At 75.1% G+C, this 26594-nt stretch carries 28 protein-coding genes; 8 read left to right on the plus strand and 20 right to left on the minus strand.

Annotation, left to right across the window (positions count from 1 at the left end; genetic code table 11):
- Positions 1–237: 237 nt before the first annotated feature.
- From hutI to J3P32_RS07150, 3 genes are read right to left on the minus strand one after another with little or no spacing between them, the layout of a single operon-like run.
- Positions 238–1413, minus strand: a complete 1176-nt coding sequence (gene hutI / locus J3P32_RS07140) for an imidazolonepropionase (protein ID WP_210439128.1) — start codon at positions 1411–1413, stop codon at positions 238–240.
- Positions 1410–2747: a formimidoylglutamate deiminase gene (locus J3P32_RS07145; RefSeq protein WP_210439129.1), complete on the minus strand. Its 1338-nt coding sequence runs from the start codon at positions 2745–2747 to the stop codon at positions 1410–1412. The genes hutI and J3P32_RS07145 overlap by 4 nt, the downstream gene beginning before the upstream one ends.
- The gene (locus J3P32_RS07150) at positions 2744–3952 is read right to left on the minus strand and encodes an allantoate amidohydrolase (protein ID WP_246849958.1); all 1209 of its coding nucleotides are present in this window, start codon (positions 3950–3952) and stop codon (positions 2744–2746) included. The genes J3P32_RS07145 and J3P32_RS07150 overlap by 4 nt, the downstream gene beginning before the upstream one ends.
- A gap of 86 nt (positions 3953–4038) precedes the next feature.
- Here J3P32_RS07150 and J3P32_RS07155 point away from each other — a divergent pair, with 86 nt between their 5' ends.
- Positions 4039–4635, plus strand: a complete 597-nt coding sequence (locus J3P32_RS07155) for a nitroreductase family protein (protein ID WP_210439130.1) — start codon at positions 4039–4041, stop codon at positions 4633–4635.
- On the opposite strand, the gene J3P32_RS07160 is transcribed toward J3P32_RS07155, so the two are convergent.
- The 3 genes from J3P32_RS07160 to J3P32_RS07170 form a co-directional block, all read right to left on the minus strand.
- On the minus strand, positions 4582–5436 hold the full coding sequence (locus J3P32_RS07160) for a serine/threonine-protein kinase (protein WP_210439131.1): 855 nt from the start codon (positions 5434–5436) through the stop codon (positions 4582–4584). The two genes, J3P32_RS07155 and J3P32_RS07160, sit on opposite strands and share 54 nt — an antisense overlap.
- The gene (locus tag J3P32_RS07165; RefSeq protein ID WP_210439132.1) at positions 5433–7175 is read right to left on the minus strand and encodes an ABC transporter ATP-binding protein; all 1743 of its coding nucleotides are present in this window, start codon (positions 7173–7175) and stop codon (positions 5433–5435) included. The genes J3P32_RS07160 and J3P32_RS07165 overlap by 4 nt, the downstream gene beginning before the upstream one ends.
- A 128-nt stretch (positions 7176–7303) precedes the next feature.
- Positions 7304–7444 carry a hypothetical protein gene (locus tag J3P32_RS07170; protein ID WP_210439133.1) on the minus strand — a complete coding sequence of 47 codons (141 nt, stop codon included), beginning with the start codon at positions 7442–7444 and terminating at the stop codon, positions 7304–7306.
- Positions 7445–7678: 234 nt separating this feature from the next.
- Here J3P32_RS07170 and J3P32_RS07175 point away from each other — a divergent pair, with 234 nt between their 5' ends.
- Positions 7679–8035: a hypothetical protein gene (locus J3P32_RS07175; RefSeq protein WP_210439134.1), complete on the plus strand. Its 357-nt coding sequence runs from the start codon at positions 7679–7681 to the stop codon at positions 8033–8035.
- Between the two features lie 73 nt (positions 8036–8108).
- On the opposite strand, the gene J3P32_RS07180 is transcribed toward J3P32_RS07175, so the two are convergent.
- The 7 genes from J3P32_RS07180 to J3P32_RS07210 all read right to left on the minus strand — a co-directional run bounded on the left by J3P32_RS07180 (position 8109) and on the right by J3P32_RS07210 (position 14246).
- The gene (locus J3P32_RS07180; protein ID WP_210439135.1) at positions 8109–8351 is read right to left on the minus strand and encodes a PspC domain-containing protein; all 243 of its coding nucleotides are present in this window, start codon (positions 8349–8351) and stop codon (positions 8109–8111) included.
- 86 nt (positions 8352–8437) lie between these two features.
- On the minus strand, positions 8438–9100 hold the full coding sequence (locus J3P32_RS07185) for a response regulator (RefSeq protein ID WP_210439136.1): 663 nt from the start codon (positions 9098–9100) through the stop codon (positions 8438–8440).
- Positions 9097–10452: a sensor histidine kinase gene (locus tag J3P32_RS07190; RefSeq protein WP_210439137.1), complete on the minus strand. Its 1356-nt coding sequence runs from the start codon at positions 10450–10452 to the stop codon at positions 9097–9099. Before J3P32_RS07190 ends, J3P32_RS07185 begins: the two co-directional genes overlap by 4 nt.
- Positions 10449–11459: an acyltransferase family protein gene (locus J3P32_RS07195; RefSeq protein WP_210439138.1), complete on the minus strand. Its 1011-nt coding sequence runs from the start codon at positions 11457–11459 to the stop codon at positions 10449–10451. Before J3P32_RS07195 ends, J3P32_RS07190 begins: the two co-directional genes overlap by 4 nt.
- The gene (locus tag J3P32_RS07200) at positions 11456–12433 is read right to left on the minus strand and encodes a D-alanine--D-alanine ligase family protein (protein WP_210439139.1); all 978 of its coding nucleotides are present in this window, start codon (positions 12431–12433) and stop codon (positions 11456–11458) included. Before J3P32_RS07200 ends, J3P32_RS07195 begins: the two co-directional genes overlap by 4 nt.
- A complete protein-coding gene (gene alr, locus J3P32_RS07205) occupies positions 12430–13614 on the minus strand; it encodes an alanine racemase (protein ID WP_210439140.1) in 1185 nt (394 codons plus the stop codon). The genes J3P32_RS07200 and alr overlap by 4 nt, the downstream gene beginning before the upstream one ends.
- On the minus strand, positions 13611–14246 hold the full coding sequence (locus J3P32_RS07210; RefSeq protein WP_246849960.1) for a M15 family metallopeptidase: 636 nt from the start codon (positions 14244–14246) through the stop codon (positions 13611–13613). The genes alr and J3P32_RS07210 overlap by 4 nt, the downstream gene beginning before the upstream one ends.
- A gap of 103 nt (positions 14247–14349) precedes the next feature.
- Here J3P32_RS07210 and J3P32_RS07215 point away from each other — a divergent pair, with 103 nt between their 5' ends.
- From J3P32_RS07215 to J3P32_RS07225, 3 genes are all read left to right on the plus strand, one after another.
- Positions 14350–14937: a DnaJ family domain-containing protein gene (locus J3P32_RS07215; RefSeq protein WP_210439142.1), complete on the plus strand. Its 588-nt coding sequence runs from the start codon at positions 14350–14352 to the stop codon at positions 14935–14937.
- Positions 14938–15030: 93 nt separating this feature from the next.
- Positions 15031–16119: an HpcH/HpaI aldolase/citrate lyase family protein gene (locus tag J3P32_RS07220; RefSeq protein WP_210439143.1), complete on the plus strand. Its 1089-nt coding sequence runs from the start codon at positions 15031–15033 to the stop codon at positions 16117–16119.
- Between the two features lies 1 nt (position 16120).
- The gene (locus J3P32_RS07225; protein WP_210439144.1) at positions 16121–16984 is read left to right on the plus strand and encodes an HpcH/HpaI aldolase/citrate lyase family protein; all 864 of its coding nucleotides are present in this window, start codon (positions 16121–16123) and stop codon (positions 16982–16984) included.
- Positions 16985–17036: 52 nt separating this feature from the next.
- Here J3P32_RS07225 and J3P32_RS07230 read toward each other — a convergent pair whose 3' ends face one another.
- From J3P32_RS07230 to hutH, 3 genes are all read right to left on the minus strand, one after another.
- Entirely contained in the window at positions 17037–18062 is a 1026-nt protein-coding gene (locus tag J3P32_RS07230; protein ID WP_210439145.1) for a M48 family metallopeptidase, read from the minus strand.
- Between the two features lie 78 nt (positions 18063–18140).
- Positions 18141–19859 (minus strand): urocanate hydratase, encoded by a 1719-nt coding sequence (hutU, locus tag J3P32_RS07235; RefSeq protein WP_210439146.1) that lies wholly within the window; start codon positions 19857–19859, stop codon positions 18141–18143.
- A complete protein-coding gene (gene hutH, locus J3P32_RS07240; RefSeq protein WP_210439147.1) occupies positions 19856–21409 on the minus strand; it encodes a histidine ammonia-lyase in 1554 nt (517 codons plus the stop codon). The genes hutU and hutH overlap by 4 nt, the downstream gene beginning before the upstream one ends.
- Positions 21410–21579: 170 nt before the next feature.
- On the opposite strand from hutH, the gene J3P32_RS07245 reads away from it, so the two are divergent.
- From J3P32_RS07245 to J3P32_RS07255, 3 genes are all read left to right on the plus strand, one after another.
- Positions 21580–22023 carry a hypothetical protein gene (locus J3P32_RS07245; RefSeq protein WP_210439148.1) on the plus strand — a complete coding sequence of 148 codons (444 nt, stop codon included), beginning with the start codon at positions 21580–21582 and terminating at the stop codon, positions 22021–22023.
- Positions 22024–22130: 107 nt separating this feature from the next.
- Positions 22131–22628, plus strand: coding sequence for a hypothetical protein (locus tag J3P32_RS18425; RefSeq protein ID WP_210439149.1), 498 nt, complete (start codon positions 22131–22133; stop codon positions 22626–22628).
- Positions 22629–22638: 10 nt separating this feature from the next.
- The gene (locus J3P32_RS07255; protein WP_210439150.1) at positions 22639–23415 is read left to right on the plus strand and encodes an IclR family transcriptional regulator; all 777 of its coding nucleotides are present in this window, start codon (positions 22639–22641) and stop codon (positions 23413–23415) included.
- A 27-nt stretch (positions 23416–23442) separates the two neighbouring features.
- On the opposite strand, the gene J3P32_RS07260 is transcribed toward J3P32_RS07255, so the two are convergent.
- The 4 genes from J3P32_RS07260 to J3P32_RS07275 are packed head-to-tail and all read right to left on the minus strand — an operon-like array spanning position 23443 to position 26594.
- Positions 23443–24204, minus strand: coding sequence for a hypothetical protein (locus tag J3P32_RS07260; protein WP_210439151.1), 762 nt, complete (start codon positions 24202–24204; stop codon positions 23443–23445).
- Positions 24205–24220: 16 nt separating this feature from the next.
- A complete protein-coding gene (locus J3P32_RS07265; RefSeq protein ID WP_210439152.1) occupies positions 24221–24949 on the minus strand; it encodes a hypothetical protein in 729 nt (242 codons plus the stop codon).
- Positions 24946–25119, minus strand: a complete 174-nt coding sequence (locus tag J3P32_RS07270) for a hypothetical protein (protein ID WP_210439153.1) — start codon at positions 25117–25119, stop codon at positions 24946–24948. Before J3P32_RS07270 ends, J3P32_RS07265 begins: the two co-directional genes overlap by 4 nt.
- Positions 25119–26594 carry a putative T7SS-secreted protein gene (locus tag J3P32_RS07275; RefSeq protein ID WP_210439154.1) on the minus strand — a complete coding sequence of 492 codons (1476 nt, stop codon included), beginning with the start codon at positions 26592–26594 and terminating at the stop codon, positions 25119–25121. Before J3P32_RS07275 ends, J3P32_RS07270 begins: the two co-directional genes overlap by 1 nt.

The raw sequence follows: 26594 nt of genomic DNA on the forward strand, positions 1-26594 counted from the left end.
GACCGTGGGACGAGGTTCCGTCCGTGAGGTAGGGGCGGACATCGGGCGGGTGCCCTATTCGCGCGCGGGCGGCTACCTCAGACGCGCGCCCGGCGGCGTACGACGCCCGCCTGAGGTAGCCGGTAGTCCACCGGCAGACGGTCGTCCCGCGGCCGCCGCGGCAGCCACGTGCCGGTGGACTACCGGGGGACGGCCGGGGACGACCGGGGGACGGCCGGGCAGCCACATCCCGGTGGACTACCGCGAGACGACCGGGCGGCCGGCCTGCCACACCCCGGCGACGAGCGGGACGCCGGGCCGGTAGGCGAGGTGGAGGTACGACGGCGCGTCGAGGAGGACGAGGTCGGCGGCCTTGCCGGGGGCCAGCACGCCGACGTCGTCGCGGTCGAGCGCGGCCGCGCCCATGGCGGTGGCGGCGTGGAGGGCCTCGGCCGGGCTCATCCGCATCTCGCGCACGGCGAGCGCGATGCACAGCGCCATGGAGGAAGTGAAGCACGAGCCGGGGTTGCAGTCGCTGGCGAGGGCGACCCGGACGCCGGCGTCGACCAGCCGGCGGGCGTCGGGGTAGGGCTGCCGCGTGGAGAACTCGACGCCCGGCAGGAGCGTCGCGATGGTGCCGCTGGCCGCCAGCGCGGAGACGTCGTCGTCGGCGAGGAACGTGCAGTGGTCGACCGCCACGAGACCGAGCTCGCAGGCCAGCCGCACGCCGCCGCCGTAGGTCAGCTGGTTGGCGTGCAGCCGTCCGCGCAGCCCGCTGGCGGACCCGGCCGCGAGGATGGCGCGCGCCTGGTCGACGCCGAAGGCGCCCTGCTCGCAGAACACGTCGATCCACCGGGCGTGCGGTGCCGCCGCCGCGAGCATGGGGCCGGTGACGAGGTCGACGTAGTCCTCGGGGGTGGCGCCGGCGGGGACGACGTGGGCACCGAGGAACGTCGTCTCGTCGGTGAACTGCCGGGCCACCGCGAGGCTGCGGGCCTCGTCGTGGACCGTCAACCCGTAGCCACTCTTGATCTCCAGCGAGGTGGTGCCCTGTGCCCGCATCTCGGCGACGAGCCGGGCGACGTGGGAGGTCAGCTGCTCGTCGGTGGCGGCGCGGGTGCGCGCGACCGTCGTGCGGATGCCGCCGGCGGTGTAGGGCTCGCCGGTCATCCGCGCCTCGAAATCGGCGGCCCGGTCACCGGCGAAGACGAGGTGGCTGTGGGAGTCGACGAAGCCCGGGATGACGGCCCGGCCCCCGGCGTCGACCTGCACGTCCGCCGCGGGGGCGTCCGCGGCGGGCCCGACCCAGGCGACCCGGCGGCCCTCGACGACCACGGCCGCGTCGCGGACGAGGCCCAGCAGGCCGCCCTGCTCCGCACGGGCGGGGTCGTTGGTGACGAGCTCGCCGATGCCGGTGATGACGGTGCTGCTCATGCGAGGGCCTCCCAGGTGCGCGTGACGGCGTCGTCGAGCTCGCGCCCGATGGCGGCGCGGTCACCGTCCTCGACGATCCAGCGTCCGTCGGCCATCACGCGCCGGACGTCCTCGGCCGCGGCGGCGAAGACCGCGGTGAACTCGTCACGGCCGGTGCCCGCCGTGCGCGGGGTGCCGGGGTCGATCACGACCAGGTCGGCGCGCCGTCCGACCGCGATCGCCCCCGCGTCGGGCCAGCCGAGCGAGGCGTGCCCGTCGGTGGTCGCCGCGGCGAGGAGCTCCGCGGCGGTCCAGTGCCCGCGTTGCTGGGTGGCGAGCCGCTCGTCGAGCTCGACGGCGCGCATCTCCTCGAAGGGGTCGATCACGGCGTGGCTGTCGCTGCCGAGGGTGAGCCGGGCGCCGGCGTCCCGGAGCCGGCGGCTGGGACCGATGCCGTCGCCGAGGTCGCGCTCGGTGGTGGGGCAGAACGACACGTGGGCGCGCGCCGCGCCGATGAGGTGGATGTCGTCGTCGGTCAGGTGGGTGGCGTGGACCAGCGTGGTCCGGTCGTGGAGCAGGCCGTGCCGGTCGAGCAGCCGCGCCGGGGTCACGCCGGAGGCCGCCAGGCAGCCCTCGTTCTCGGCGACCTGCTCCGAGAGGTGCACGTGGAACGGCTGCGAGGGCTGGTCCCTCATCGTCGCGGCCACCGCGGCCAGCTCGGTCTCGGCGACGGCCCGCACCGAGTGCACCGCTCGTCCGACCCGCGCGGCGGCGGGGTCGACGCCCGCCTCGAGCCCGGCCACGCGCGCGGCCCAGCGGGCGACCGAGCCGTCGCTGTAGCGCACCTGCACGCCCTCCGCGGGCGCGCCGAAACCCGACGACAGGTAGAGCGTGTCGAGCACGGTGACGCGGATCCCCGCCTGCCGGGCCGCCTCGACCAGCGCCAGCCCCATCGCGTTCGGGTCGTCGTAGGGCGTGCCGTCCGGCCGGTGGTGGAGGTAGTGGAACTCCCCGACGCAGGTGATCCCGGCCGCCGCCATCTCGCGGTACGTCGCCCGCGCGAGCGCGAGGTAGGCCTCCGGGTCGAGCCGCGCGGCGACGTCGTACATCTGGTCGCGCCAGGTCCAGAACGTCCCGCGCCCCCGCTGGGTGCGACCCCGCAGCGCACGGTGGAAGGCGTGGCTGTGGGTGTTGGCGAGGCCCGGCACGACGAGGCCGCGGACCGGCACCGCGCGTGCCGGGTCGGCGTCCGGCGTGACCGCGGTGAAGCGACCGTCCTCGACCTCCACCAGCACGTCGTCGCGCATGCCGCCGGACTCCGGCAGCCAGGCCCGTTCGAGGAGGTACGCCGTCACGCCGGGGCCCCGGTCAGCTCGGCCAGCACGTCGGCCAGGGCCTCGACGCCGGCCAGGCAGTCGCCGGCCTCGGCGTGCTCGTCGGGCGAGTGCGAGACGCCCGTGGGGTTGCGGACGAAGACCATCGCGGTGGGGATGCCCGCGGCGGAGAGGATGCCGGCGTCGTGGCCGGCCTGCGTGGGGATGACCGGCCAGTCGCCGAGCGCCGCGAGGCGGGCGGCCAGGCCCGGGTCGAAGGCGACGGACCCGGACACCGACTCGGCGGTGACCGCGAGCGAGGTGCCGTCGCGGCCCGCGCGATCACCGGCCTGCCGCTCGATCGACGCGACCAGCTCGGCGAGCGCGTCGTCGGACGACGCGCGGGCGTCGAGCCACGCCGTCACGAGGGACGGCACGGCGTTGGTGCCGTTGGGCTCGACGGCGAGCCGGCCGAACGTGGCGCGCTCGCCGGACAGCCGGGCCTGCTTGTTCGCGGCGAGGGCCGTCATGGCGTAGGTCAGCATCGGGTCGTGCCGGTCCTCCATGCGGGTGGTGCCGGCATGGTTCGCCTGGCCGCGGAAGTCGAAGCGCCACCGCCCGTGCGGCCAGATCTCGCTCGCGAGTCCGACGGCCGCGCCCCGGTCCACGAGGTCGCGACCCTGCTCGACGTGGAGCTCGACGAACGTGCCGACCCGGTCGAGCGACAGCAGGCCCCTCGACGGGTCGAGCCCGGCGTCGGCGACGGCGTCGGCGAGGAAGACCCCGTCGCGGTCGCGGAGCTCCTTCGCCTCGTCCCACGTGGTCGCGCCGGTCACGAGGCGCGAGCCGAGGCAGGCCCGGCCGAAGCGGGAGCCCTCCTCCTCGACGAAGACGCCGATGCCGAGCGGCCGGGCGGGCGTGACGCCGCGGTCGCGCAGGACGTCGACCGCCGCCAGCGCGGAGGCGACGCCCAGCGGACCGTCGTACGCCCCGCCGTCGAGGACGGAGTCGAGGTGCGAGCCGGTGAGCACGCCGGGCACGTCGGCGTCCCCCCACCAGGCGACCTGGTTGCCCAGCCCGTCGGTCTCGACGGCGAGGCCGCGCGTGGCGCACTGCTCGGCGAACCACGAGCGGAGCTCGGTCTCCGCCGAGGTCCACGGCTGACGGAAGTATCCGCCGGAGGAGGCCGACCGGCCGACCGGGGCCAGCTGGCGCCACATGTGCTCGAAGTCGGGTGGCGCGGGCATGCGAGCAGTCCACCGGGATCGCCCCGGACGGTCAACGCGCCGCGGCGGCGAGTCGTCTCGGATCCGAGACGTGGTTGGCTCGGCGCATGGAGTTCCGCGAGGTCGTCCGCCGCCGCCGGATGGTGCGCCGCTACTCCGGCGACCCGGTCGACCCCGCCGTGGTCGACCGGATGCTCGAGCACGCGCAGCGCGCGCCGACTGCCGGGTTCACCCAGGGATGGGCGTTCCTCGTGCTCGACAAGGCCGAGGACGTCACGCGCTTCTGGGAGTCGACGGGCGCCGACCCGGAGACCCACAACGCCTGGCTCGACGGCATGCGCACCGCCCCGGTGGTGATCGTCCCGCTCGCGTCCAAGGCGGCCTACCTCGAGCGCTACGCCCAGCCCGACAAGGGCTGGACCGACCGCAGCGAGGAGCGCTGGCCGGTGCCCTACTGGTACGTCGACGCCGGGATGGCGGCGCTGCTCGTGCTGCAGACCGCGGTGGACGAGGGCCTCGGGGCCTGCTTCTTCGGCATCCCCGGGGAGCACCTGGCGTCGTTCCGCGCCGCGTTCGGCGTCCCCGACGACCACGCGCCGGTCGGCGCGATCACCGTGGGCCACCGGGTGCCCGACGCCGGCGCGGCGGGGTCACCGGCGCGCCGCGAGCGACGCACGGACGTCGTCCACCGCGGGCGCTGGTGAGCACAGCGGCTCGAGCGCCGAGCGCACCTGGCCCAGCAGCGGACGCGCGGACGGGTCGAGGTTGACGCACGCGGTCAGCACCTCGCGCACCTCCTCGGGCAGCTCGTCGACGCCGTCCGGTGTGCGCGGCATCCGGCGGTGCACGAGGGGCCAGCGGCGGCGACTCTCCCACGTCGCCTCGTCGCCGTACGGCGCCGTCCGGGCGAGGGCGTCGATGAGCGTCATGCCGAGCCCCCAGACGTCGGTGGCGGGCGAGAGCCCTCGGCCCGTCGCCTGCTCCGGCGCCAGGTAGCCCCGCGTCCCGGCGCCCGGGCGACCCCGCCCGGGGCGGCCGGCGAGGCTGAGGTCGATCAGCACCGCCAGGCCGTGGTCGACGACGACGTTGTCGGGCTTGAGGTCGAGGTGCAGCCAGTCGTGCCGGTGCAGGTAGCCGAGCACCGACGCGAGCTGGCAGCCGAGCTGCGCGACGTCGGACAACCCGAGCGGCTCCTCCTCGACGAGGGCCGAGAGGGTGGCACCGCGCAGCGTCTGGAGGACCACCGCAGGAGGGTCGTGGAGGACGTCGTAGCCGCGCACGAGGTGCGGGTGGGCCAGGGTGGTCGCCAGGTGTCCCTCGAGCAGCACCGCCTGGCGCACCCGCGGGTCGTGGCGGCGGTCGGCCCGCAGCAGCTTGACGACGCAGCGGGTGCCGCGCGCCTCGTCCCAGGCGTCCCACGTCTCGAGCCGCCGCCCGTCTGCGAGCAGCGCCAGCGGCCGGTAGCCGGCGGGGAGGTCGCCGGTCGGCGTACGTCGCCGGGTCACGCGGTGACCTCCGCCGGGGTGCGGTCCAGCGACACCACGCGGTCGACGTGCTGGAGGACGGCCGGGTCGTGCGTGAGGACGAGGACCGTGCGGTCGCGCGGCCCGGTCGTCAAGGCGACCATCAGCCGCCGCGCGGCTTCCGGGTCGAGGCCCGTCGTCGGCTCGTCGAGCACGAGCACCCGTCCCGGGCGCAGCAGCGCCCGCGCGAGCGCCAGCCGTTGGCGCTGTCCGCCCGAGAGGGACCGGCCGCGCTGGCCGATGCGTGTCTCGTAGCCGCGCGGCAGGGCCTCCACGAACTCGTGCGCACCGGCGTCGCGCGCGGCCGCGCGCACCTCGGCGCGGGTGGCGTCCGGACGGCCGAGGACGAGGTTGTCGTGGACCGAGGCGTCCAGCATCAGCTGCTCCTGGTGCACGACGGTGACCGCGTCGCGCACCGATGCGGCGGTGTGCCCCGCGACGTCGTGCCCGTCGACCGCGACGACGCCCGCGTCGGCGACGAGCTGTCGCGACAGCAGCCGGCCGAGGGTGGACTTTCCCGAACCGCTCGGTCCCACCAGGGCGACCACCTCGCCGGCCGCGACGTCGAGGGAGAAGCCCGCGAGCGCGGGAGCGGCCGCGCCGGGATAGGCGTACGACACCTCGCGCACCGAGACGGCACCGGGCCCGGGGGGCAGCGGCGCGGCACCGTCGCGGTCGCCGCCGGCCGGCTCGTCGAGGAGCTCGACGACCCGCTCCACGCCGGCGCTCGCGGAGTAGAGCGCCGGCACCAGGTCCGCCAGCGTCCGCACGGGTCCGAAGCACTGCAGGAGCAGCGTCAGGAACGCGAGCAGGCCACCGAGGGTGAGCCGGTCGGTCGCGAGCGACCAGACGCCGAGGCCCACGACGAGGAGCACGCCGACGAGCTCGGCCAGGTCGACGAGGGGCAGGAACAGCGCGCGGATGCGGCTGGCGGCGAGCTCGGCGCCGGCGATCGCGCGGTTGTGCCGGTCGTACGACGCCACCGCGGCGTCCTCCCCGCCGTAGGACTGGACGAGTGCGGCGTTGCCGAGCGCCTCCTCGGTCACGCTGCCGAGGGAGCCACCACGGCGGCGACGTTCCCTCGAGACGTCGCGGGTCAGCCGGGCGAACCGGGTCGAGACCCACCAGAACAGCGGCGCCACCACCAGCGAGGCGAGCGCCAGCTGCCAGTCCATCCAGACCAGCGCCCCGACGAGGACGAGCAGGCGCACGAGCGCGCCCACCCCGTCGCCGACCTGGGACACCATGAAGCGCTCGACCGCGGCGACGTCGGAGGTCAGCCGGGTGAGCGTGTCCCCGAGCCGTCGGCGGTCCGAGGCGGCGGCCGGCAGGGACAGGACGTGGGCGAACACGTCACGGCGCAGGGCGACGAGGAAGCGCTGCGAGACGTACGTCCCGAGGTAGTCCTCGGCGCCCGACACCACGCCGCTGACGAGGTTCAGCCCGATGTAGAGGAGCGCGAGGAGGACCAGCGGCTCGAAGGCGGCCGGGACGAGCACGTCGTCGACGAGCCGCTGGTAGAGCACGGCCTCGGCGACCGAGACGGTCGGGGCGGCGAGGAGGAGGACCAGGCCGAGCAGGAGCCAGCCGCGCAGGGGGCGCAGCCGCGGCCAGAAGCGTCGGGCGATGTCGACCAGCCGGAGCGTCGCGGCGACGTCGACGAGCGCCGACTCCTCCGGGGCGGCGCGCAGTGCCTCGGCGAGGCGGCGGCGTACGGACATCGGCTCTCCCCCTGGGCTCGTCGGCGGGTGGTCGGCGGGTGGCGCGGGTGGCGCGGGTGACGCGGGTGACGCGGGGACGGGTGGGCAGCCCGGGCGGGCGCCCACCCGTCGTGGTGGCGCTGCTCGGCTCAGTCGGTGCGCGAGCGCGAGCGGCTGCGGTTCCGGCGCCGACGACGGCGACGGCGACGGCGGCCGTCGTCGCTGGAGGAGTCGTTGCGACGAGCCTGGACGGCCGGCGCGAGGGCGGTGAGGATTCCGGAGCGGGCCATGGCGGCCTCCTTCGGTCTCGGTTCCCGGGTCTTCCCGGCTGACGTCGATGACTCTGGTCCCCCGACGTGATGCGGGGATGAGCTGCTCGTGAGAGCGCCCTCATGGACCGGCGGGCGACGTCACCGTGTCGCCCGGGAGCGACGCACCGGCCGGCTCGCGCACCCGCGCGCCCCGGCGCGTCTAGTGTCGGGGCAGGCTCCGGCGACCGGCCGGACGAGCAGGCGGGGGACCAGATGAGCGAGACGACGACCGGACCGGGCACGACTGCGGCAGTCGACGACGGCGCGAGGTTCCGGGCCTTCACCGGGCTGGGCCTGGCACTGCTGGCGCTCACGGGTGGCGGCGTGGTCGCCAACGGCGTCCAGTGGCTGGTCATCGGCCGGTTCCCGGCCGGCGACGACCTGACCTACTGGTCCGTGGTCGGTGGCGTGCCGCTGCTGATGGGCCTCGTGGGGCTGTGGCTGGGCACCGGTGCGGCCTCCTCCGCGGACGCGCTCGCCCGGCCGCTGGGCCGAGCGACCCAGGCCCTGTCCGCCCTCGCTGTGCTCGGCGCGGTCGTGCTGGTCGTCGCGCTCGTCCTCGGGCAGTGAGCGCGCGCACCCGCGGCTGCTCGTACGCCCGCTCCGTCGACGTCACGCCGGCGCCGACCGCGGCCCTCGCCCCTCAGCGCGTCGGGTACGCAGCCGCCGCCGGGCTGTCCTCGCTCGGCATGAGGAACCACAGCAGCGGATAGACCAGCAGCTGGCTCCCCGGGATGGCGAAGAGGGTGACGACGAAGAGCAGCCGCGTCGTCCACGGCGTGAGCCCGAGGCGCCGGCCGACGCCGGCGCAGACCCCGCCCAGGACGGCACGGTCGGCGGGGCGGACGAGTCCCTGGCGGGCGAGCGAGGTGCGGATCTTCTCCATGCCCCCAGCCTGCGCCGTCCACGTCCTGGCGACCATGGGGATCGACCCCGGCCCGACCCCGAGCCGCCCCGAGCCGCCCACGGGTGCTAGTCGGCGCCCACCAGCCCGTGCTCGTGCGCGAAGACCACGATCTGCACCCGGTCGCGCAGCGACAGCTTCCGCAGCACCGAGCCGACATGGGTCTTCACCGTCGACTCGGAGGCGAAGACCAGCCCGGCGATCTCGGTGTTCGACAGCCCGCGGGCGACGGCGGCGAACACCTCGCGCTCCTTGTCGGTGAGGGAGAGGTACACCGCGGGGGCGGGCGCCCGTGCGACGAACTGGCCCTGCAGCAGCAGGGACAGGTCCGCGGGGGCGAGCACCGCGTTGCCGGCGTGCACCGTGCGGATGGCGTCGCGCAGCATCACCGGGGTGGTGTCCTTGAGCAGGAAGCCGCTCGCGCCGTAGCGGATCGCCGTGGCCGCGCGGTCGTCGAGGTTGAAGGTGGTGAGGACCACGACGCGCAGGGGGCTCTCGCGCCTCGACACCCGGTCCGGGGCGAACAGCTGGCGCGTGGCCTCGACGCCGTCCATCTCGGGCATCCGGATGTCCATCAGCACCACGTCGGGCTGCAGCTCGTCGCAGACCGACACCGCCTCGAACCCGTCGCCGGCGACGCCCACGACCTGCATCCCGTCCTGGGCGTCGATGATCGTGCGCACGCCCTCGCGGAACAGCTCCTGGTCGTCGACCAGCACGACGCGGATCACGCGCCGCCCCGCACGGGCACCCACGCGGTGGCGGTGAACGTCTGGCCGCCCGCCTCGTCACGACGACGTACGTCGAGCCTGCCGCCCACCGCCTCGAGCCGCCGGCGCATGCCCTCGACGCCCTGCCCGGCCGCCGGGGCGGTCGCGGAGGACGCGTCGGCGGGCACGGCGCGGATCGGCTGGGTGACGTCCTGGACGGCGTCCTGGGTGACGGCCTGGGTGACGGTCGGGGTGGCGTCCTGAGTGGCGTCCCTGCCGGCGTCCCGGGAGGCGTCCGGTCGGACCACGTTGCGCACCTCGAGGCGCAGCTCGCCCTCCCAGTGGCGCTCGACGGCGACCGGGGTGTCGCGGCGGCCGTGCTTGATGGCGTTGGTCAGCATCTCCTGGAGCACCCGGTAGGCGACGGTCTCGAGCTCCGGTGGCAGCGGCTGCGGCCGGCCCACGACGGTCGACACCACCTCGTGCCCGCTCGTCCGCACGCCCTCCACGAGGCTGTCCAGGCTGCCGCTGCGCCCGGACGACGTCGCGCCCTGCGTGGTGGTGAGCACCTGCCGGACGTCCTGCAGCGAGGTCCGGGCGGACGACGCGATGGTCGCCATCGTCGCCTTCAGCCTCTCGGTGTCGGCGTCCTCGATGTACTGGGCGGACTCGGCCTGGGCCAGGATCACCGCGAGCGAGTGGCCCACGACGTCGTGCACGTCGCGCGCCATCCGCGTCTGCTCCTCGCGCAGCCGGGCGATCTCGCGGGCCTGCTCCGACTCCTGCACCGCGCGGGCGGCATCCTGCTCGGCCGCGACCTGCGACACCCGCGACTGCTCGGCCCGCGAGCCGAAGCGCAGCGCCAGACCGGCCAGCCACGGCGCGCCGAGCACGAGCATGCCGAGCACCGCGGCCCCCACCTGCCAGGTGGGACCGAACCGGTAGGCGTTGTTGATCACGCTGTTGTAGTCGATGACGTCGGTGACGACGCCGAAGATCTCGAACGCGGCGAAGCCGACGGCGACCACCGCGGCGGCCGGGATGGAGAGGGCGCTCAGCCACAGCGTGGCCGTGCTGCCCCACCGGGCGGTGCCGAAGGCGACGAACGCGACCGTCAGCTGGGTGATGAGCACCGGGGTCCCGCTGGCGACCTGGAGCAGGCACGTCACCCACACGATCGCCAGGGACACGCCCGGCGCCCGCCGGCTCAGCCCGACGGCGCCGGCGAAGGCCAGGACGACGAGCACCAGCGGGACCTGGCTGCCGTACGCCTGCACCGTGTTCACGCCCTCGAGGAACCCGAGGAGCAGCACCAGCCCGGCCAGGGCGAGGTCGGGCGCCGAGGCCCGCAGGCGCTCGAGGTCCGGGCTCATGCCGCCACCGCCTCGGGCGTACGCCGGACCGGCTGCGCGCGGACCTCCACGAGGTGCCAGCTGACTGCCGCCATCACGAGGGTGAGCGCGGCGGAGACCGGGCCGGCGAGGCCGTCGAGCGACGGGCGCAGCCACAGGGTCAACGGGTAGTTCCACAGGTACGCGCCGTAGGACACCGTGCCGAGCACGACGAGGGCCCGCAGCGGTCCGGTGACCGTCGTCCAGGTGCGCCACGACAGCAGCAGGACCACGGTCAGCGCGGCGATGGCGGGGCCTCCTGCCAGGTAGGTGAGGGCGTGACCCCGCAATGGAACCACGCTCAGGACCGCGAGCCCGACCAGAGCAGCGGCTGCCGGCCACGTGCCCCGGACCGGCGCGGCCTCGCCCGCCGGCCGGGCGAGGAGCCGGGCCGCGCCCCCGACCACGAAGCAGAGCGCCCACGAGGTCGGCAGAACGTACGCCAGGTCGGGATCCTCGCGCAGCCACAGCACGGTCGCGACACAGGCGAGCAGGCAGGCCACGCCCGCCGCGAGCAGCGCGAGCCGCACCCGTCCGCGGACCAGCGCCAGCACCAGCACCGCGGGCCACAGCAGGTAGAACTGCTCCTCGGTGGCCAGCGTCCAGAGGTGGAAGGTCGCCTCGCTCGTGTGCCCGACGGGCAGGTTGGCGGTCCAGGTGAGCGCCACCAGCACGGTGCGGCCGAGCTCGTCGCGGTCGCCCAGCGGGTCGAGGAGCAGCGTCACGACCACCACGCCGGCGACCAGGAGCAGCAGCGCGGGCACCAGCCGCCGGGCCCGGCGCGCGTAGAAGCGGCGCAGGTCCACCCGGCCGGTGCGAGCGGCCTCGTCGGCCAGCACCCCGGTGATCAGCCAGCCGCTCAGGGCGAAGAACATCACGACGCCGACCACTCCGGCGCCCGGGAACAGCGACGGCCAGGCGTGCCGCAGCATCACCAGGCCGACGGCGATCCCGCGCAGCAGGTCGACGCCCTCGATGCGTGCGCTCACCGGGGCAGGACGTCGCGGACGAGCCGGTCGAGGAGCTCGGCGTACGACAGGCCGGCCGCGGCGAACATCTTCGGCACCTGCGACTGCGCGGTGAAGCCGGGCATCGTGTTGACCTCGTTGAGCACCGGCCCGTCGGGGGTCACGAAGAAGTCCACGCGGGCGACCCCGGCGCAGCCGAGGGCGTCGTAGACGGCGAGCGCGGCCTCCTCGAGGGCCTTGCGCTCGACGTCCTCCAGAGGCGCCGGGATCCGGAAGTCCGCTCCCCCGCCGTACTTCGCCTCGTGGTCGAACCACCCGTCGACGACCACCTCCAGGGCCGGCGGGACGAGCCGGCCGCCGTCGGCCGTGCCCAGCACGGCGACGTCGACCTCGCGACCGATGACGACGTCCTCGACGAGGACCCGGTCGTCGAGCGCGAGCGCGGCCTCGAGGGCGTCAGGCAGCTGCGCGGCCTCGCGCACCATGCTCACGCCGTGGCTCGACCCGGCGGCGACCGGCTTGACGACGACGGGGTGGGTCCACGCGTACGTCGCCGCGCCGGCCGCGGTGAGCAGCACCGCAGGGGCGGTGGCGATGCCGAGCGCCTGCGCCACGAGCTTGGTCGCCCACTTGTCCATCGCGAGCGCGCCGGCCGCGACCCCGGAGCCGACGTAGGCGACCCCGGCCAGCTCGCAGAGCGCGGCCAGGGTGCCGTCCTCGCCGCGGGGTCCGTGCACCACGGGCAGCACCGCGGCGCAGGACTGCAGCACCGCGACGGCCTCCCCGAGCGGGAGCGCGCGGTCGCCGACGCGCCAGGCGCCGTCCGGCCCGATGGTCAGCCGGACGACGTCGTACGACGCGGGGTCGAGGGCGTCGGCGACCGCGACGGCGGACGCGAGCGACACCTCGTGCTCGCAGTTCTGCCCGCCGCCGACCACGGCGACGCGGGTGGGAGCCGGCGGCGCGGTGGCGGCGGTGGCGGCGGTGGCGGTCATGGCAGGCTCCTGAGACGAGGGGACGGGCTGGGGGCGGGGGCGGGGGAGGTGGCGCGTCGCACGCGCGAGCCGATGCCGGTGACGACCTCGTGCTCGATCGTCCCCGCCCAGGCGGCCCACTCGGCCACCGTCGGCTCGCCGGCGTCGCCGGGGCCGAAGACGACCGCGACGTCGCCGGGGTCGACGTGGTCCTCGCCGAGGTCGACCACGAGCTGGTCCATCGAGATGCGGCCGACCACCGGCCGGCGGCGACCGCGGAGCAGCACCTCGGCACGGCCGGCGGCGGCGCGCGGGACGCCGTCGGCGTACCCGAGGGGCAGGAGGGCGAGGTTCGTCGCGGCGGGCGCGGTCCACGTGTGGCTGTAGCCGACGCCCGACCCCGCTCGAACCCGCCGCACCGTGACGACGGGCGCGGTGAGGGTGAGGGCGGGGCGCAGCGGCGTCGTGCGGGTCGGGTCGATGCCGACGAGGCCGGCCCCCAGCCGGACCGTCGTGTGGTGGCTGCGGACGTCGAGGAGCGTCGCGGCGGTCGCCGCGAGGTGACGCTGCGCGGGCCGGAGACCGGCCGCACGGGCGGTCTCGACGCCCCGCGCGAAGCGGCGGCGACCCAGCACGTTGCACACGTCGGCGGGGTCGTCGGCACAGCCCAGGTGGCCCATCACGCCGACGACCCGCACCAGGCCGGCCCGCTCCGCCCGGCGGGCCGCCCGGCAGAGCGCGGGCCACGCGGCTGGTTCGGCACCGTCCCGGGACATGCCGACGTCGAGGTGCAGGTGCACCCGGGCGGAGCGCCGGCGCGGCTTCGCCTGCTGGGCCCGCACGACGGCGTCGAGGTGCTCGCGGGAGGGAACGGCCAGCTCGACCCGGGCGGCCAGGGCGGCGTCGTACGCGGCTCCGAGCGGGTTGAGCCAGCTCAGCACGGGGGCGCCCACCCCCTCGCTGCGCAGGGCGAGCGCCTCGTCGATGCTGGTGACGCCGAGCGACGTCGCGCCGTGGGCGAGGGCGGTGCGCGCCACGTCGGCGGCGCCGTGCCCGAAGCCGTCGGCCTTGACGACCGCCATCACCTGAGCCACGGTGCGGGAGGCGAGCCTGCGGGTGTTCGCGGCGACGGCCGAGAGGTCCACCTCGAGCCGCGGGCCGGTCGCGGTCGACCGGGTCGCGACGGCGGCGAGCGCGCTCACGCCGCCGTCTCCGCGTCCACGCCCGGGTCGACCGGTCCGTAGCACGCCGCCTCGGCACCGGTCGTGAGCGCCCAGTAGCGGTCCCCGTGGCTCCAGTGCCACCACTCGGTCGGGTAGTTCACCAGTCCGGCACCGGTCAGGGCGCGGGCGAGGAGGTCGCGGTTCGCGCGCGCGTCGGCGCTGATGCCGGTGGCGGCAAAGTAGCAGGCACCGGCGGACTGCTCCGGTGTCGCGTCGATCGGCGTGCCCATGTCGAGCTCGTGGCCGCACGCGTCGACCAGCGTCAGGTCGACGGCGGCGCCGGCGACGTGGGGCGCGACCTCCACCGGCGAGACGAAGCGGCTGGTGAGGCGGTGCAGGTCCGCGGGCGAGATGCCGGGATGGGCGGCGCACACCTCGGCGGCGTAGGCGGCGATGATCGCGCGCTGGTCGGCCACCGACCGGTGTCCCTCGACCACCCGCAGCCGGACACCCGCCGGGAGTGCGAGCTGCGCCGCGGCGAGGCGGTCGGCCAGGCCGAGCCGCACCACGACCCGCTCCGGGCCGAAGGAGGCGTCGAGGCGTGTCAGGGCCTCGCCGGACTCGCGGACGGGGACCGCGGCGACGCGCGGGTCGGAGAGCAGGATGACCATGACCACGAGGTTCGTCGTCCGTGAGGTGCCTGCACCTCCACCTCAGGTGCCGGACCGCTGTCCTCGAGGACGAGACGTCCTGGCCCTCCGTAGACTCGGGGCCATGCCGGAGCGAGACCGGGACGACGCCTTCGACGTCGCGGACACCGAGTCCGTGCGCCGCGAGGCCGAGCGCGACGACCGCACCGGACGCTCGGCCGCCGCGGCCCGCATCGCCCATCAGGCCAGCTGGGTCGACCTGCAGGTCCGGCAGGCGATGGAGCGCGGCGAGTTCGACGACCTGCCCGGGCAGGGGAAGCCGATCGCCGACCTCGGGGTCGAGCACGACCCGGACTGGTGGGTGAAGAAGCTCGTCGAGCGGGAGAACATCGCGCTGCTGCCGCCCGCCCTCGCCCTCCGCAAGGAGGACGCGGAGCTCCACGACCGGCTCGACGCGATCACCGTCGAGGCAGAGGTGCGGCGCGAGCTCGAGGACTTCAACCGCCGCGTGGTCGAGACGCGCAGGCAGCTGCAGGGGGGTCCTCCGGTGATCACGCCGGTGCGCGACGTCGAGGCCGAGGTCGCGGCGTGGCGCGAGCGCCGCACGGCCAGGATCGAGGCGCAGCGCGCGGCACTCGCCGCCGAGGGCGAGCGGCCCGCCGCCGTGAAGCGGAGCTGGTGGCGACGACGGCCCGGCGCCCGGCGCGGGTGACGTCCGCGGCCCCTCTCCCCTTGCCGGTGGCCGGCCGCGGCGCGAGACATGCGTCATATCCGCTGCCCGCTACGCGGCGGTAGTTTGCGGGCCATGACTCGTTCCGCCAAGGACTTCTTCGCTCCCCTGGCCGTCGGAGCACCGGCGCCGCTGCGGGAGATCCCGGCCCGGCCGAGCCGTGCCATCCACTTCTTCGACCCGGGCAACCCGAAGATGGCCGCCAAGGTCCCGGGCATGGTGGGCACGGTCGACGTGCTGCTCGGCAACCTCGAGGACGCGGTCAAGGCGGAGAACAAGGAGGCGTCGCGCCAAGGCCTGGTGGAGATCGCGCGCAGCACCGACTTCGGGCCGACGCAGCTCTGGACTCGGATCAACTCCCTGGACAGCCCGTGGGTGCTCGACGACCTCACCACCCTCGTACCGGAGATCGGCCACAAGCTCGACGTCATCATGGTCCCGAAGGTGCAGGGCGCCGAAGACATCCACTACGTCGACCGGCTGCTCGCGCAGCTCGAGGCGAAGGCCGGGCTCGACCGGCCGCTGCAGGTGCACGCCATCTTGGAGACGGCCCGAGGAGTGGCCAACATCGAGGAGATCTGCGCGGCCAGCCCGCGGATGCAGGGCCTCTCCCTCGGCCCGGCGGACCTCGCGGCCGACCGCCGCATGAAGACCACCCGCGTCGGCGGGGGCCACCCCGGCTACCTCGTCCGGCAGGACGCCCCGCGGGACGAGGCCGGTGGGACGCGGTACGACGCCGCGCGGGCGACGTACCAGCAGGACCTGTGGCACTACACGATCGCCCGCATGGTCGACGCGTGCGCGATGCACGGCATCTACCCCTACTACGGGCCCTTCGGCGACATCGCCGACACGGTGGCCTGCGAGGACCAGTTCCGCAACGCGTTCCTCCTCGGCTGCGTCGGCGCGTGGAGCCTGCACCCGGTGCAGATCGCGATCGCGAACAAGGTCTTCTCCCCCAGCGTGGAGGACGTGGCCCACGCGCGTCGCGTCATCGCGGCGATGGGCGACGGCACCGGTGCGGTGATGATCGACGGCAAGATGGAGGACGACGCCTCCGTCAAGCAGTGCCGGGTGATGGTCGCCCTCGCCGACGAGCTCGCCGCGATCGACCCCGACCTGAGGAAGGCCTACGACGCCATCCCCGACCAGCCGGAGGCCTGACATGAGTGACTTCACCCCCCTGCGCTCCGTGCTCTACATGCCGAGCTCCAACGAGCGGGCGCTGGAGAAGGCCAAGACCATCGCCTGCGACGCGCTCATCCTCGACCTCGAGGACGCCGTCGCGCCCGACGCCAAGCCGGCGGCCCGCGACGCGGCCGCCGCCGCAGCCGCGAGCGGCGCGTACGGACGGCGCGCGGTCACCATCCGCGTCAACGGCATCGGCACCGAGTGGCACGACGACGACATGGTCGCCGCCAGCCAGGCCGGGCCGGCCGCGATCGTGGTGCCGAAGGTGAGCAGCGCGGAGCAGGTCGCCGGGCTGGTCGCGGCGATGGAGCGGGCGGGCGCCCCGGACCACACCCGGCTGTGGGCGATGGTCGAGACCCCGGTCGCGGTCCTCGACGCCCTCGCGATCGCCCGCGCGTCGGAGCGTCTCGGCGCCTTCGTGCTGGGCACCAACGACCTCGTCAAGGAGCTGTACGCCGAGCACGTCCCGGGCCGCGCGCCGATCCTGCCGAGCCTCCACACCGCGCTGCTGGCGGGGCGCGCCGCGGGGATCGCGGTGATCGACGGCGTCTACAACGACGTGTCGGACGTCGAGGGGTTCCTCGCGGAGTGCGAGCAGGGCCGCCAGATGGGCTTCGACGGCAAGACCCTCGTCCACCCGCGCCAGGTCGAGGGCGCCAACGCCGCGTTCGCGCCGAGCGAGCGGGCCGTCGCCGACGCGGAGGGCCTGATCGCGGCGTTCGAGGAGGGCAGCGGCGCCGGCGTCGTGACCTACAACGGCCGGATGGTGGAGAACCTGCACGTCGAGTCCGCCCGCCGGACCCTCGCCATCCACGAGGCGATCCGCGCCCTCGGCTGACCTCGCCGCCCCCTCGGCCCACCGGCAGGGCCGCGCCACGTCCCGCCGGGGCTCAGGCGCTCTCGCCGCGGCGGAACCGGTCGTTGAGCCAGGTGCTCGCGGTGCCCATCCAGCCGGCGAGGTCGTGGACGAGCCGGCCGAGGGTGTCCTGGGTGCGCTCGAACGCCACCGCGTAGCTCGCGGCTGCCTCCTGCGCGGCCTCGCTGACGGAGGCGCTGTCGTCGTCGGCCCGGCGCGGGTAGTCGCCGCCGAGGATGGCGGTGTAGGCGCCGGAGTCGATCCAGCGCCGCAGCTCCGTGGCCTGGACGACCGCGAAGGGGTGCGACTGCTGCTGGAGCAGGGACAGCTTGATCAGCGACTCGCGGACGTCACCGCCCTCGTCGTACTCCGCACCCTGCGAGAGGAACGAGGTGACGTCGAGCTCCTCGAGCGTGCCGCCGCTGGCGATCTTCATGTGCGTGCGCAGCACGGCGGTGGGGTCCTGGGTGGCGAGCAGGCCGGCGCGGTCCGCGGACAGCTCGGCCTTGCGCGACCACTCCAGCAGCGCGACGGTCACCATCCGGATGCCGAGCGCTCCACCGGGGACCGCGTTGAGGAGCCCGCCCAGCCCGAGCAGCCGCAGCAGCAGGGTGCGGTAGACCGCGTGCCCGCTGACGGCGTGCCCGAGCTCGTGGCCGATGACGAACCGCAGCTCGTCGTCGTCGAGGTGGTGCACCAGGCCGGACGACAGCACGATGATCGGTCGGTCCATGCCGATGGTCATCGCGCTCAGCGCCGGGTCCGCCTGGACGTACATCTCGGGCAGGTCGGTGGCGTCGAGGCTCCGGCCGACCTCGGCCAGCAGCCGGTGCAGCCGCGCGAACTGGCGCTCGTCGACGCGGACCGCGGAGCCGAGCAGCGTCAGCCGCCAGGCCCGCTCGCGGAAGACCCCCGACATGGTCTTGAGCAGCACGTCGAAGCCCTTGAGCTTGCGAAGCGCGACCAGTGCGCCCTTGTCGGCGGGGTGCTCCCACGCCCGCGAGCTGATGTCGGTCAGCACGACGCGCGAGCGCGCCGGCTTGTTCTCCCCCGTGGCCATGGAGGGATCCTGACCTACGGGGCCGGGATTGTCAGCCGTTCGAGAGTCTCCCCCGCGCCACCGACCCGCGGCCCGGCCTCAGCCGCGCCGCATCGGGATCGGCACCCCGCGCTCCTCCGCCACCTCGACCGCGCGGTCGTACCCTGCGTCGACGTGCCGGATCACCCCCATGCCGGGGTCGTTGGTGAGGACCCGCTGGATCTTCTCGGCGGCGAGCTCGGAGCCGTCGGCGACGGTGACCTGGCCGGCGTGCAGCGAGCGGCCGATGCCGACGCCTCCGCCGTGGTGGAACGACACCCACGTGGCGCCGGAGGCGGTGTTGACCAGGGCGTTGAGGATCGCCCAGTCCGCGATGGCGTCGGAGCCGTCGAGCATCGCCTCGGTCTCGCGGTACGGCGAGGCGACCGAGCCGCAGTCGAGGTGGTCGCGGCCGATGACGATCGGCGCGGACAGCTCGCCGCTGGCGACCATCTCGTTGAACCTCGCGCCGGCCTTCGCCCGGTCGCCGTAGCCCAGCCAGCAGATGCGCGCCGGCAGGCCCTGGAACTGCACCCGCTCGGCCGCCATGTCGAGCCACGTGTGCAGCCGTGCGTACTCCGGCTTCTCGTCGGCCGGGAAGAGCTCCTTGATCGCCCGGTCGGTGGCGGCGATGTCGGCCGGGTCCCCGGAGAGGGCCGCCCAGCGGAAGGGACCCTTGCCCTCGCAGAACAGCGGCCGGATGTAGGCCGGCACGAAGCCCGGGAACTCGAACGCCCGGTCGTAGCCGCCCTTGCGCGCCTCGTCGCGGATCGAGTTGCCGTAGTCGAACACCTCGGCGCCGGCGTCCTGGAGCTCCACCATCGCCCGGACGTGGCGCGCCATCGACTCCTGGCTGCGCTTGGTGAAGCCACGCGGGTCCTCGGTGCGCTCGCGCTCCCAGTCCTCGTACGCCGTGCCGGACGGCAGGTAGAACAGCGGGTCGTGCGCCGAGGTCTGGTCGGTGACGATGTCGACGAGCGGGCCTCCGCCCTCCTCGCCGGCCCGGCCCGCGCGGTCGAGGTGCCGCTCGAGGATCTCGGGCAGCACGTCTGCGGCGTTGCCGAGCAGGCCGATCGAGAGGCCGCGGCGGGCCTCGCGCGCCTCCAGGGCCAGCTCGATCGCGTGGTCGAGGTCGCGGGCCTGGACGTCGAGGTAACGCGTCTCGAGGCGCCGGTCGATGCGGTGCTGGTCGCACTCGACGCAGATCGCGACCCCGTCGTTCATGGTGACCGCCAGCGGCTGCGCACCGCCCATGCCGCCGAGCCCGGCGGTGACGGTGATGGTGCCGGCGAGGGTCCCCCCGAACCGCTTGTCCGCGATCGCGGCGAAGGTCTCGAACGTCCCCTGCAGGATGCCCTGGGTGCCGATGTAGATCCACGAGCCCGCCGTCATCTGGCCGTACATCGTCAGGCCGAGGTCCTCGAGGCGGCGGAACTCCTCCCAGTTGGCCCAGTCGCCGACGAGGTTGGAGTTGGCGATCAGCACGCGCGGCGCCCACTCGTGGGTGCGCATGACCCCGACCGGCTTGCCCGACTGCACGAGCAGCGTCTCGTCGTCCTCGAGGTCGCGCAGGGTGCGCACCAGCGCGTCGTACGCGTCCCAGCTGCGGGCGGCCTTGCCCGTGCCGCCGTAGACGACGAGGTCCTCGGGACGCTCGGCGTTGTCGGGGTCGAGGTTGTTCATCAGCATCCGCAGCGGCGCCTCGGTCTGCCACGACTTCGCGGTCAGCCCGGTGCCGCGCGCGGCGCGGATGGGCAGGCGGGGGTTGGTCTCGGTCACTTGAGCTCTCCGATCACGGACTCGGCGGCGGCGAGCACCGCGCCTGACTGGACGAGGTCGACGGTCGCCTCGATCTCGGGTGAGAGGTGGCGGTCGGGGCCGGGGCCGGCGACCCCGTTGCTGCGCAGCAGCTCCACGACCGCGCCGGTGGCGGGTGCGGGGGTGAGCGGCGCGCGCAGGTCGAGGGCACGGGCCGCGGTGAGCACCTCGACGGCGACCACGCGGGAGAGTCCGTCGACCGACCGGCGCAGCTTGCGGGCGGCGTTCCAGCCCATCGACACGTGGTCCTCCTGCATGGCGCTGGAGGGGATCGAGTCGACCGAGGCCGGCACGGCCAGCCGCTTGAGCTCGGAGACGATCGAGGCCTGGGTGTACTGCGCGATCATCAGGCCGCTGTCCACGCCGGGGTCGTCGGCCAGGAACGGCGGCAGCCCGTGATTGCGGGCCTTGTCGAGGAAGCGGTCGGTGCGGCGCTCGCTGATGGAGGCGACGTCGGCGGCGACGATCGCGAGGAAGTCCAGGACGTAGGCCACGGGCGCGCCGTGGAAGTTGCCGTTGGACTCCACCCGGTCGCCGACGACGACCGGGTTGTCGATGGCGCTGGCGAGCTCGCGGCCGGCCACGAGCGCCGCGTGCTCGACGGTGTCACGGGCGGCGCCGTGCACCTGCGGCGAGCACCGCAGCGAGTAGGCGTCCTGGACGCGGTTGCACTCCACGGTGTTGCCGGGCCCGGTCCGGTGCGAGGCGACGACCGCCGAGCCGGCCATCAGCGCGGTGAGGTTGGCCGCCGACAGCGCCTGTCCGGGGTGCGGGCGGATGGCCTGCAGCTCGGGTGCGAAGACGCGGTCGGTGCCGAGCTGGGCCTCCACGCTCATCGCCGCGGCGATGTCGGCGGTGCGCAGCAGCATCCGCAGGTCGGCGATCGCCATCACCAGCATCCCGAGCATGCCGTCGGTGCCGTTGATCAGCGCCAGTCCCTCCTTGGCCGCCAGCTCCACGGGCTCGAGACCGGCGGCGGCGAGCGCCTCTGTGGCGGGCAGGAGGGTGCCCGACGCGTCGCGGACCTCGCCCTCGCCCATCAGCGCGAGCGCGCAGTGCGACAGCGGCGCGAGGTCGCCGGAGCAGCCGAGCGAGCCGTGCTCACGGACCACGGGCGTGATGCCGTGCGAGAGCAGGTCGGCCAGCAGCATCGCGGTCTGCCGGCGCACGCCGGTGTGCCCGGTCGCGAGCGTCGACAGGCGCAGCAGCATCAGGGCGCGGACCACCTCGCGCTCCACCTCGGGGCCCGAGCCGGCGGCGTGCGAGCGGACGAGCGAGCGCTGGAGCTGGGCGCGCATCTCGGCCGGGATGTGACGTGTGGCGAGCGCGCCGAAGCCGGTGCTGACGCCGTACGTCGGCGTCTGCGCCGCCGCGAGCGACTCGACGACGCCGCGGGCGCCGTCGATCGCCGACAGCGCGTCCTCGGCGAGGCTCACGGGAGCGCCCTCGCGGGCGACGCGGACGAGGTCCTCGAAGGAGACGGGGCCGACCCCGACCTGGATCTTCTGCATGCCTCCATGCAACACGCGCCCGAGCCGGTCCACCAGCGGTCCGCAGCCCAGAAGGGTCTCACATACGAGACACCGCGCTCACCCGTTCGGAGGGCACCCGTCGCGCCCCGGTTGTGGCACCGTGGACGGAGGAGCGACCCGCCCCGGGTCGCCGGAGGAGGGAGGTCCCCATGGACACGACAACCTGGATCATCGTCCTGGTCGTCGTCCTTGTCGTGGCGGCACTCGTCGCCTGGCTCGTCGTGCAGCAGCGCAAGAAGAAGCAGCACGAGCACGCCGAGCGGCTGCGGACGGAGGCTCAGGAGCACGCGAGCGGGATCCCGGAGGCGCAGGTGCGCGCCAAGGAGGCCGAGGCCGAGGCCGAGCGGGCCCGGCTCGAGGCGGAGCGGGCCCGGGAGCGTGCGCAGGAGGCCCAGGTGGCCGCCACCCAGCAGGAGGCGGTGCACGAGGACCGCCTCCGCACCGCGGACCGGGTCGACCCGCACGTCGACACCTCGTCCGACGACTACACGCCGGGCAGCACCGGCGACCCGGACACGGTGCTCGATGCCGACGACCCCCGTCGCACCGGCGGCGGCGGCACCGGCGGCACCGGCGGAGCGCACTCCGCCTGACGCCGAGCCACCCGAGGGAGCGGCCGTCCAGCACCGCGACGCGGTGCTGGACACCGCCGCGCCCACTGACACACTGAACGCTCTCCCTGCCCTACGAGAGGTGCCTCGTGACCGCGCTCATCATCATCGTCGTCGTCCTCCTCGTCCTGCTCGCCGCCGGGGCCCTCGTCGTCCGGCGCAGGAACAGGGAGGCGAACATCCAGCGGGCCGACGAGCTGCGCCAGCAGGCCGCGTCGCGCGCCCAGGCGACGATCGCGCCGGCGCAGGAGCGGGCGGCGGCCGCCGAGGCGCAGGCGGCCCAGGCCCGCGCCGCCGCGGAGCGGGCCGAGGCCGAGGCGGCCGAGGCCCGCGTGGCGGCCCAGCAGGTCGAGGCGTCCCACGAGGGCCAGCTGCGCGCCGCCGACCGGCTCGACCCGCGGGTGGACCACACGGCCGACGACTACTCCCCGCAGGTCCCCGGCACGGCCGACCAGCAGCCAGCGGCTGGCCAGCCGCCGCTGCCGCGCCGCACGCCGGGCGCCAACGAGATGCCGGGCAAGCCGATCGAGAAGACCGACGGCGGCGGGGGCTGGTTCACCAAGGGCTCGGACCACGACCGGTCGTGACCGGGCGCCGGTGAGCCACGTCCCGGCGGCGACGCGCGCCCTGCGGGTGCTGCGGTTCCTCGCCACCCAGGCCGACCCGGTCCCGCTCGACCGGATCTCGCGCGCGTGCGACCTGCCGCGCAGCACGGCGTACCACCTGCTCAACACGATGATCGACGAGGGCTTCGTCGTGCACCTGCCCGACGAGCACCGCTACGGGCTGGGAGTGGCGGCGTTCGAGGTCGGCAGCGGCTTCACCCGCCAGGAGCCCCTCGCCCGCCTGGCCCGGCGGCCGCTCGCCGAGCTCGTCGACCGCACCGGCCACGGCGCGCACCTCGCCGTGCTGCACGGCCGCGACGTGCTCTACGTGATCGAGGAGCGGGCTCCGGGTCGACCGCCGCTCGTCACCGACGTCGGCGTCCGCCTCCCCGCCCACCTCACCGCCTCCGGCCGGGCGATCCTCGCGGCGCTCCCGGCCAGCCAGGTCCGGGCGCTCTATCCCGACCGCGCCGCGTTCGTCGACCGCCACGGCAAGGGGCCGGCCTCCCTCAGCGCACTGCGCACGGTCCTCTCCGCGACCCGGCAGCGCGGTCACGCCACCGAGGACGGCGAGGTGACCCCGGGCCTGCGCAGCGTGGCCGCCGCCGTGCTCGACCACAACGCCCACCCGGTGGCCGGGGTGGCCGTGACGTTCCCGGGCGAGGCCGGCGACGACGACGCGACGGCTCAGGCGATCGCGGCAGCCGTGACGGCGACGGCCCAGCGGCTGACCCGGCGGGTCAGCGGCGCGGCCGCGTCGTCGCGCTGAGGCGCCGGCGGTGCCCGAAGGCCCGGCTCAGCCGGCGCTCGCGGCGGCGTCCAGGACGGCGAGGTCGACCGCGTGGGCGTCGAGGTGGAGCACCTCGGCGAGACCGGCCGGACGGCCGTCGACGAGCAGGACCAGCGGCACCCCGGCCGCGCGCTGCACCGCAGTGCTCAGCACGATCGGGTCCGGGCCCCCGCCGAGGACCGAGTAGACGGGCCACGTGCGGCCGCCGATGCCGACGAGGGTCGCGACGGCGCGCCGCACGACCGCGCCGTCGCCGTGCTCGAGCACGGCCACGCGGACGCGCCGGTCCAGGTCTGTCATCGACTCCGGCCCTGCCTCCACCCGCAGCTCCTCGCCCTCGGCCGCGGTGAGCGCGGCCGGCACGGGAAGGCCGTCGGCCACCGCGAGCACCTCGCGCACCATGGCCGGCGGGACGACCTGCTCGGACGCCAGGCCCGGGTCGATCCTCACCCCGAGCGGCCCCTCGACGCGGTGGACGAGGTCGGCGACGAAGGCCTCGCGGATCGTCAGCTCCTCGACGTCGGCCCCGACCCCGGCCGTGAGCCGCACGGGCGTGGAGTACGCGTGGACGTAGGACTCGCCGTCGGCGCGCGACGTCTCGGCGCGGCCGCCGTCCCCCACCCGGAGGTAGACCGGCGTGACGGCGAGCGCGCGCACGAGGATCGGCCACGGGGAGGTCGCGGCGGCCACGTTGCGCACGACGTCGAGCATCGAGGCGGTCGTCGACGACGTGGCGAGCGCCTGCCAGCGGGCGTACGCGTCGCTCACCGGCGCCCCGGTCGCGTCACCCAACGGCCGGCCCCCGGTGCGCCTCCACCGCGAACCGCATCGAGGACAGGCGCCAGGAGAGTGCGTCCACGCCGCTCCGGACGAGGTCGGCTGCCGGCCGCAGGGCCTGCCACTCGACCTCGGAGTAGCGGTGCTCCTCGACCGCCCGCTCGACCATGCCCAGGCCGAGCGGGTCGGCGTAGCCGACGGAGGCTCTGGTCTCGCAGCCGGGGTACCAGCGGACCTGGCCCAGCGCGCGGCCGGGGTGCAGCTGCACGGCGCGCCAGGGCTGGACCGCACCGGCCGCGGCCCGCCACGCCCGCTCGGCCGCCAGGTGGCGCTCGTCGCGCTCGGGCAGCACCTCGCGGGCCGCCGGGTCGGTCAGCGCCGCCTCCACCAGCCGACCCCACCGCGCGCGGGTGCCGGCGGCCGGCTCCCCCGGACGGCGACCGGACAGCTGCGCCTCGGCGTCGAGCAGCGGCGCGGCGGCGGAGGGCTCCTCCCCCAGCGCCGTGAACAGGTCGTCGAGGCCCGTGGGCGTCGGCTCGTGGCCGAACCACGGCGAGGTCGGCCCGTCGACGAGCGACTCCCCGAGGAGGGCGACCGCGAGCCGGCCCCCGGGACCCAGCCCCGCGGACACCGCCTCCGCGGTCGCGGCCCAGCGCTCGAGCGCCTCGTCGGCGGGCGCTGCCTGCGGCGCGGGCGGCCGGGCGGAACGACCGAGCAGCCGGTCGACCAGGCTCACGGGCCGCCGTCCTCGGCGGCGGCACCGACCAGCAGGCTTCCGCCGAGGCCGGCGGCGGCCCCGTGGCCGAAGCCGGCCCACGCGCCGTCCGGGACCGCGCTGACCCACGGAGCGGGCCCGGTCCACTGCGACGCCTGCCCCTGGGAGTAGAACGGCTCGTCGAGACCCATCACGTGCTGGGTCGCCCCGCCAGGGGTCGTCGGCTGGGGCCCGATCGTGCCCTCCTGGACCCGCATGCCGTCCCCCTCGGTGAAGTCGCGCACGGTGATCTCGTCACGCGGCTTGTAGGTGCCGTCCCCATTGTCGTACCAGCTCTTCTCGAGCGCGAGCCGGTCCATCGCCTGGGCCTCGGTGCGCAACGACGCCGCCTCGCGGGTGTCGGTCCAGAACGTGCCCGACCCGGGGTCGCCCGCGCCGTGCAGGTTGACCAGGGTCTCGCTGCGCGGGACCGCGTCGTACGACGTGACGGGTCCGTCGAACGTGTCCGCCACGCGGCCGTAGTCGGTGTCCCACCTGTGCTCGCCGAAGACGTCCTCGAACGTCCCCAGCTGCGGCTCCGACCCGCGGCGCAGCAGCCGCGCCTGGTCCTCCGGGAGAGGGAGTCGAGGTGGCGCCCCAGCTGCACGTCGTCCATCCGCGACAAGCCGGTCAGGTCCCCGAGGTCCATGCCGCGCAGCGACCGCAGCCCGTGCAACGGGCGGGCGAGCGTGGAGATGTCGTGCAGTCCGTCGAGACCGCGCAGCGCCTTGAGGCTGGCGCCGGCACCGCCCGTGGCGATGGTCGCGATCGCGTCGGGGACCAGGTGACCGATCGCGCGGGCAGGGTCGTCGGCCCAGGTGTCCCAGTCGAGCAGGCTCTTGCCGAGGTTCTTGCCGAAGCCCACGGGGTCGGTGGTCAGCCCGGTGTAGATGGCCTGCGCCATCGTCCAGGCGTTCTCGGCGGAGAGCTCGTACTTGGTGCTCAGCTCCTCCGGCGTGATGTCGCCCGTCGCGAGCCGGTAGGAGTCGATGACCAGGTTCACGGGACTGAAGGGCACCATCGTGAGCAGGTCCCAGACGGCCTCGCCGGCTCCCTCGAGGATGCCGCCGACGAACTTCAGGCCGGACTCCAGCCAGTTGGGCTCCTCCGGCGCGTCGGCGCACCCCGCGCGCACCTCGCCGGCGCAGGTCGCGGCGGCGACGTCGAGGTCGGCGCGGGCGGAGGCGAGCGCCCGCAGCGCCTCCTGCTGGATGGGCTCGCCCCAGTCGACGAACGGCTCCGCCTGCTCGGTGCCGCCGCTGCTCCAGTAGGAGCGCATCCGGTCCATGTAGGTGCCGTACTGCGCCCGGGCGTTCTCGGACTCGCGCCGCCCACGCTCGTGCTCGGCGCCGGCCTCGGCGGCGCGCCGCTGGACGTCCTCCAGCACGCCGGCGTACGCCGTGAGGGCGGCGGCGGCCCTCTTGAAGCCGTTGCCGGACGCGACCCAGCGCTCCGGCTCGAGGTCGTGCGCCTCCCGGAACTCGTCGGCGGCGCGGCCCATCCAGCCCGAGACGTCGATCCTGCCGAGCGCGTCGCCGGTGTCGTAGAAGAGCTGGCCCTTCTGCTCCAGGGTGAGGGCCTTGGCCCGGATGTTGCCGGGACTGCCCTCGATCTCGAAGTCCGGCAC

This window comes from Nocardioides xinjiangensis (assembly GCF_017916385.1).
Taxonomy (GTDB): domain Bacteria; phylum Actinomycetota; class Actinomycetes; order Propionibacteriales; family Nocardioidaceae; genus Nocardioides; species Nocardioides xinjiangensis.

Excerpts from the sequence above, each read along its gene's own strand:
- hutI (WP_210439128.1), bottom strand. The coding sequence starts at position 1,413 with ATGAGCAGCACCGTCATCACCGGCATCGGCGAGCTCGTCACCAACGAC.
- J3P32_RS07150 (WP_246849958.1), bottom strand. The coding sequence starts at position 3,952 with ATGCCCGCGCCACCCGACTTCGAGCACATGTGGCGCCAGCTGGCCCCG.
- J3P32_RS07155 (WP_210439130.1), top strand. The coding sequence starts at position 4,039 with ATGGAGTTCCGCGAGGTCGTCCGCCGCCGCCGGATGGTGCGCCGCTAC.
- J3P32_RS07165 (WP_210439132.1), bottom strand. The coding sequence starts at position 7,175 with ATGTCCGTACGCCGCCGCCTCGCCGAGGCACTGCGCGCCGCCCCGGAG.
- J3P32_RS07170 (WP_210439133.1), bottom strand. The coding sequence starts at position 7,444 with ATGGCCCGCTCCGGAATCCTCACCGCCCTCGCGCCGGCCGTCCAGGCT.
- J3P32_RS07175 (WP_210439134.1), top strand. The coding sequence starts at position 7,679 with ATGAGCGAGACGACGACCGGACCGGGCACGACTGCGGCAGTCGACGAC.
- J3P32_RS07180 (WP_210439135.1), bottom strand. The coding sequence starts at position 8,351 with ATGGAGAAGATCCGCACCTCGCTCGCCCGCCAGGGACTCGTCCGCCCC.
- J3P32_RS07190 (WP_210439137.1), bottom strand. The coding sequence starts at position 10,452 with ATGAGCCCGGACCTCGAGCGCCTGCGGGCCTCGGCGCCCGACCTCGCC.
- J3P32_RS07200 (WP_210439139.1), bottom strand. The coding sequence starts at position 12,433 with ATGACCGCCACCGCCGCCACCGCCGCCACCGCGCCGCCGGCTCCCACC.
- J3P32_RS07210 (WP_246849960.1), bottom strand. The coding sequence starts at position 14,246 with ATGGTCATCCTGCTCTCCGACCCGCGCGTCGCCGCGGTCCCCGTCCGC.
- J3P32_RS07215 (WP_210439142.1), top strand. The coding sequence starts at position 14,350 with ATGCCGGAGCGAGACCGGGACGACGCCTTCGACGTCGCGGACACCGAG.
- J3P32_RS07220 (WP_210439143.1), top strand. The coding sequence starts at position 15,031 with ATGACTCGTTCCGCCAAGGACTTCTTCGCTCCCCTGGCCGTCGGAGCA.
- J3P32_RS07225 (WP_210439144.1), top strand. The coding sequence starts at position 16,121 with ATGAGTGACTTCACCCCCCTGCGCTCCGTGCTCTACATGCCGAGCTCC.
- J3P32_RS07230 (WP_210439145.1), bottom strand. The coding sequence starts at position 18,062 with ATGGCCACGGGGGAGAACAAGCCGGCGCGCTCGCGCGTCGTGCTGACC.
- hutH (WP_210439147.1), bottom strand. The coding sequence starts at position 21,409 with ATGCAGAAGATCCAGGTCGGGGTCGGCCCCGTCTCCTTCGAGGACCTC.
- J3P32_RS07245 (WP_210439148.1), top strand. The coding sequence starts at position 21,580 with ATGGACACGACAACCTGGATCATCGTCCTGGTCGTCGTCCTTGTCGTG.
- J3P32_RS07270 (WP_210439153.1), bottom strand. The coding sequence starts at position 25,119 with ATGGGTCTCGACGAGCCGTTCTACTCCCAGGGGCAGGCGTCGCAGTGG.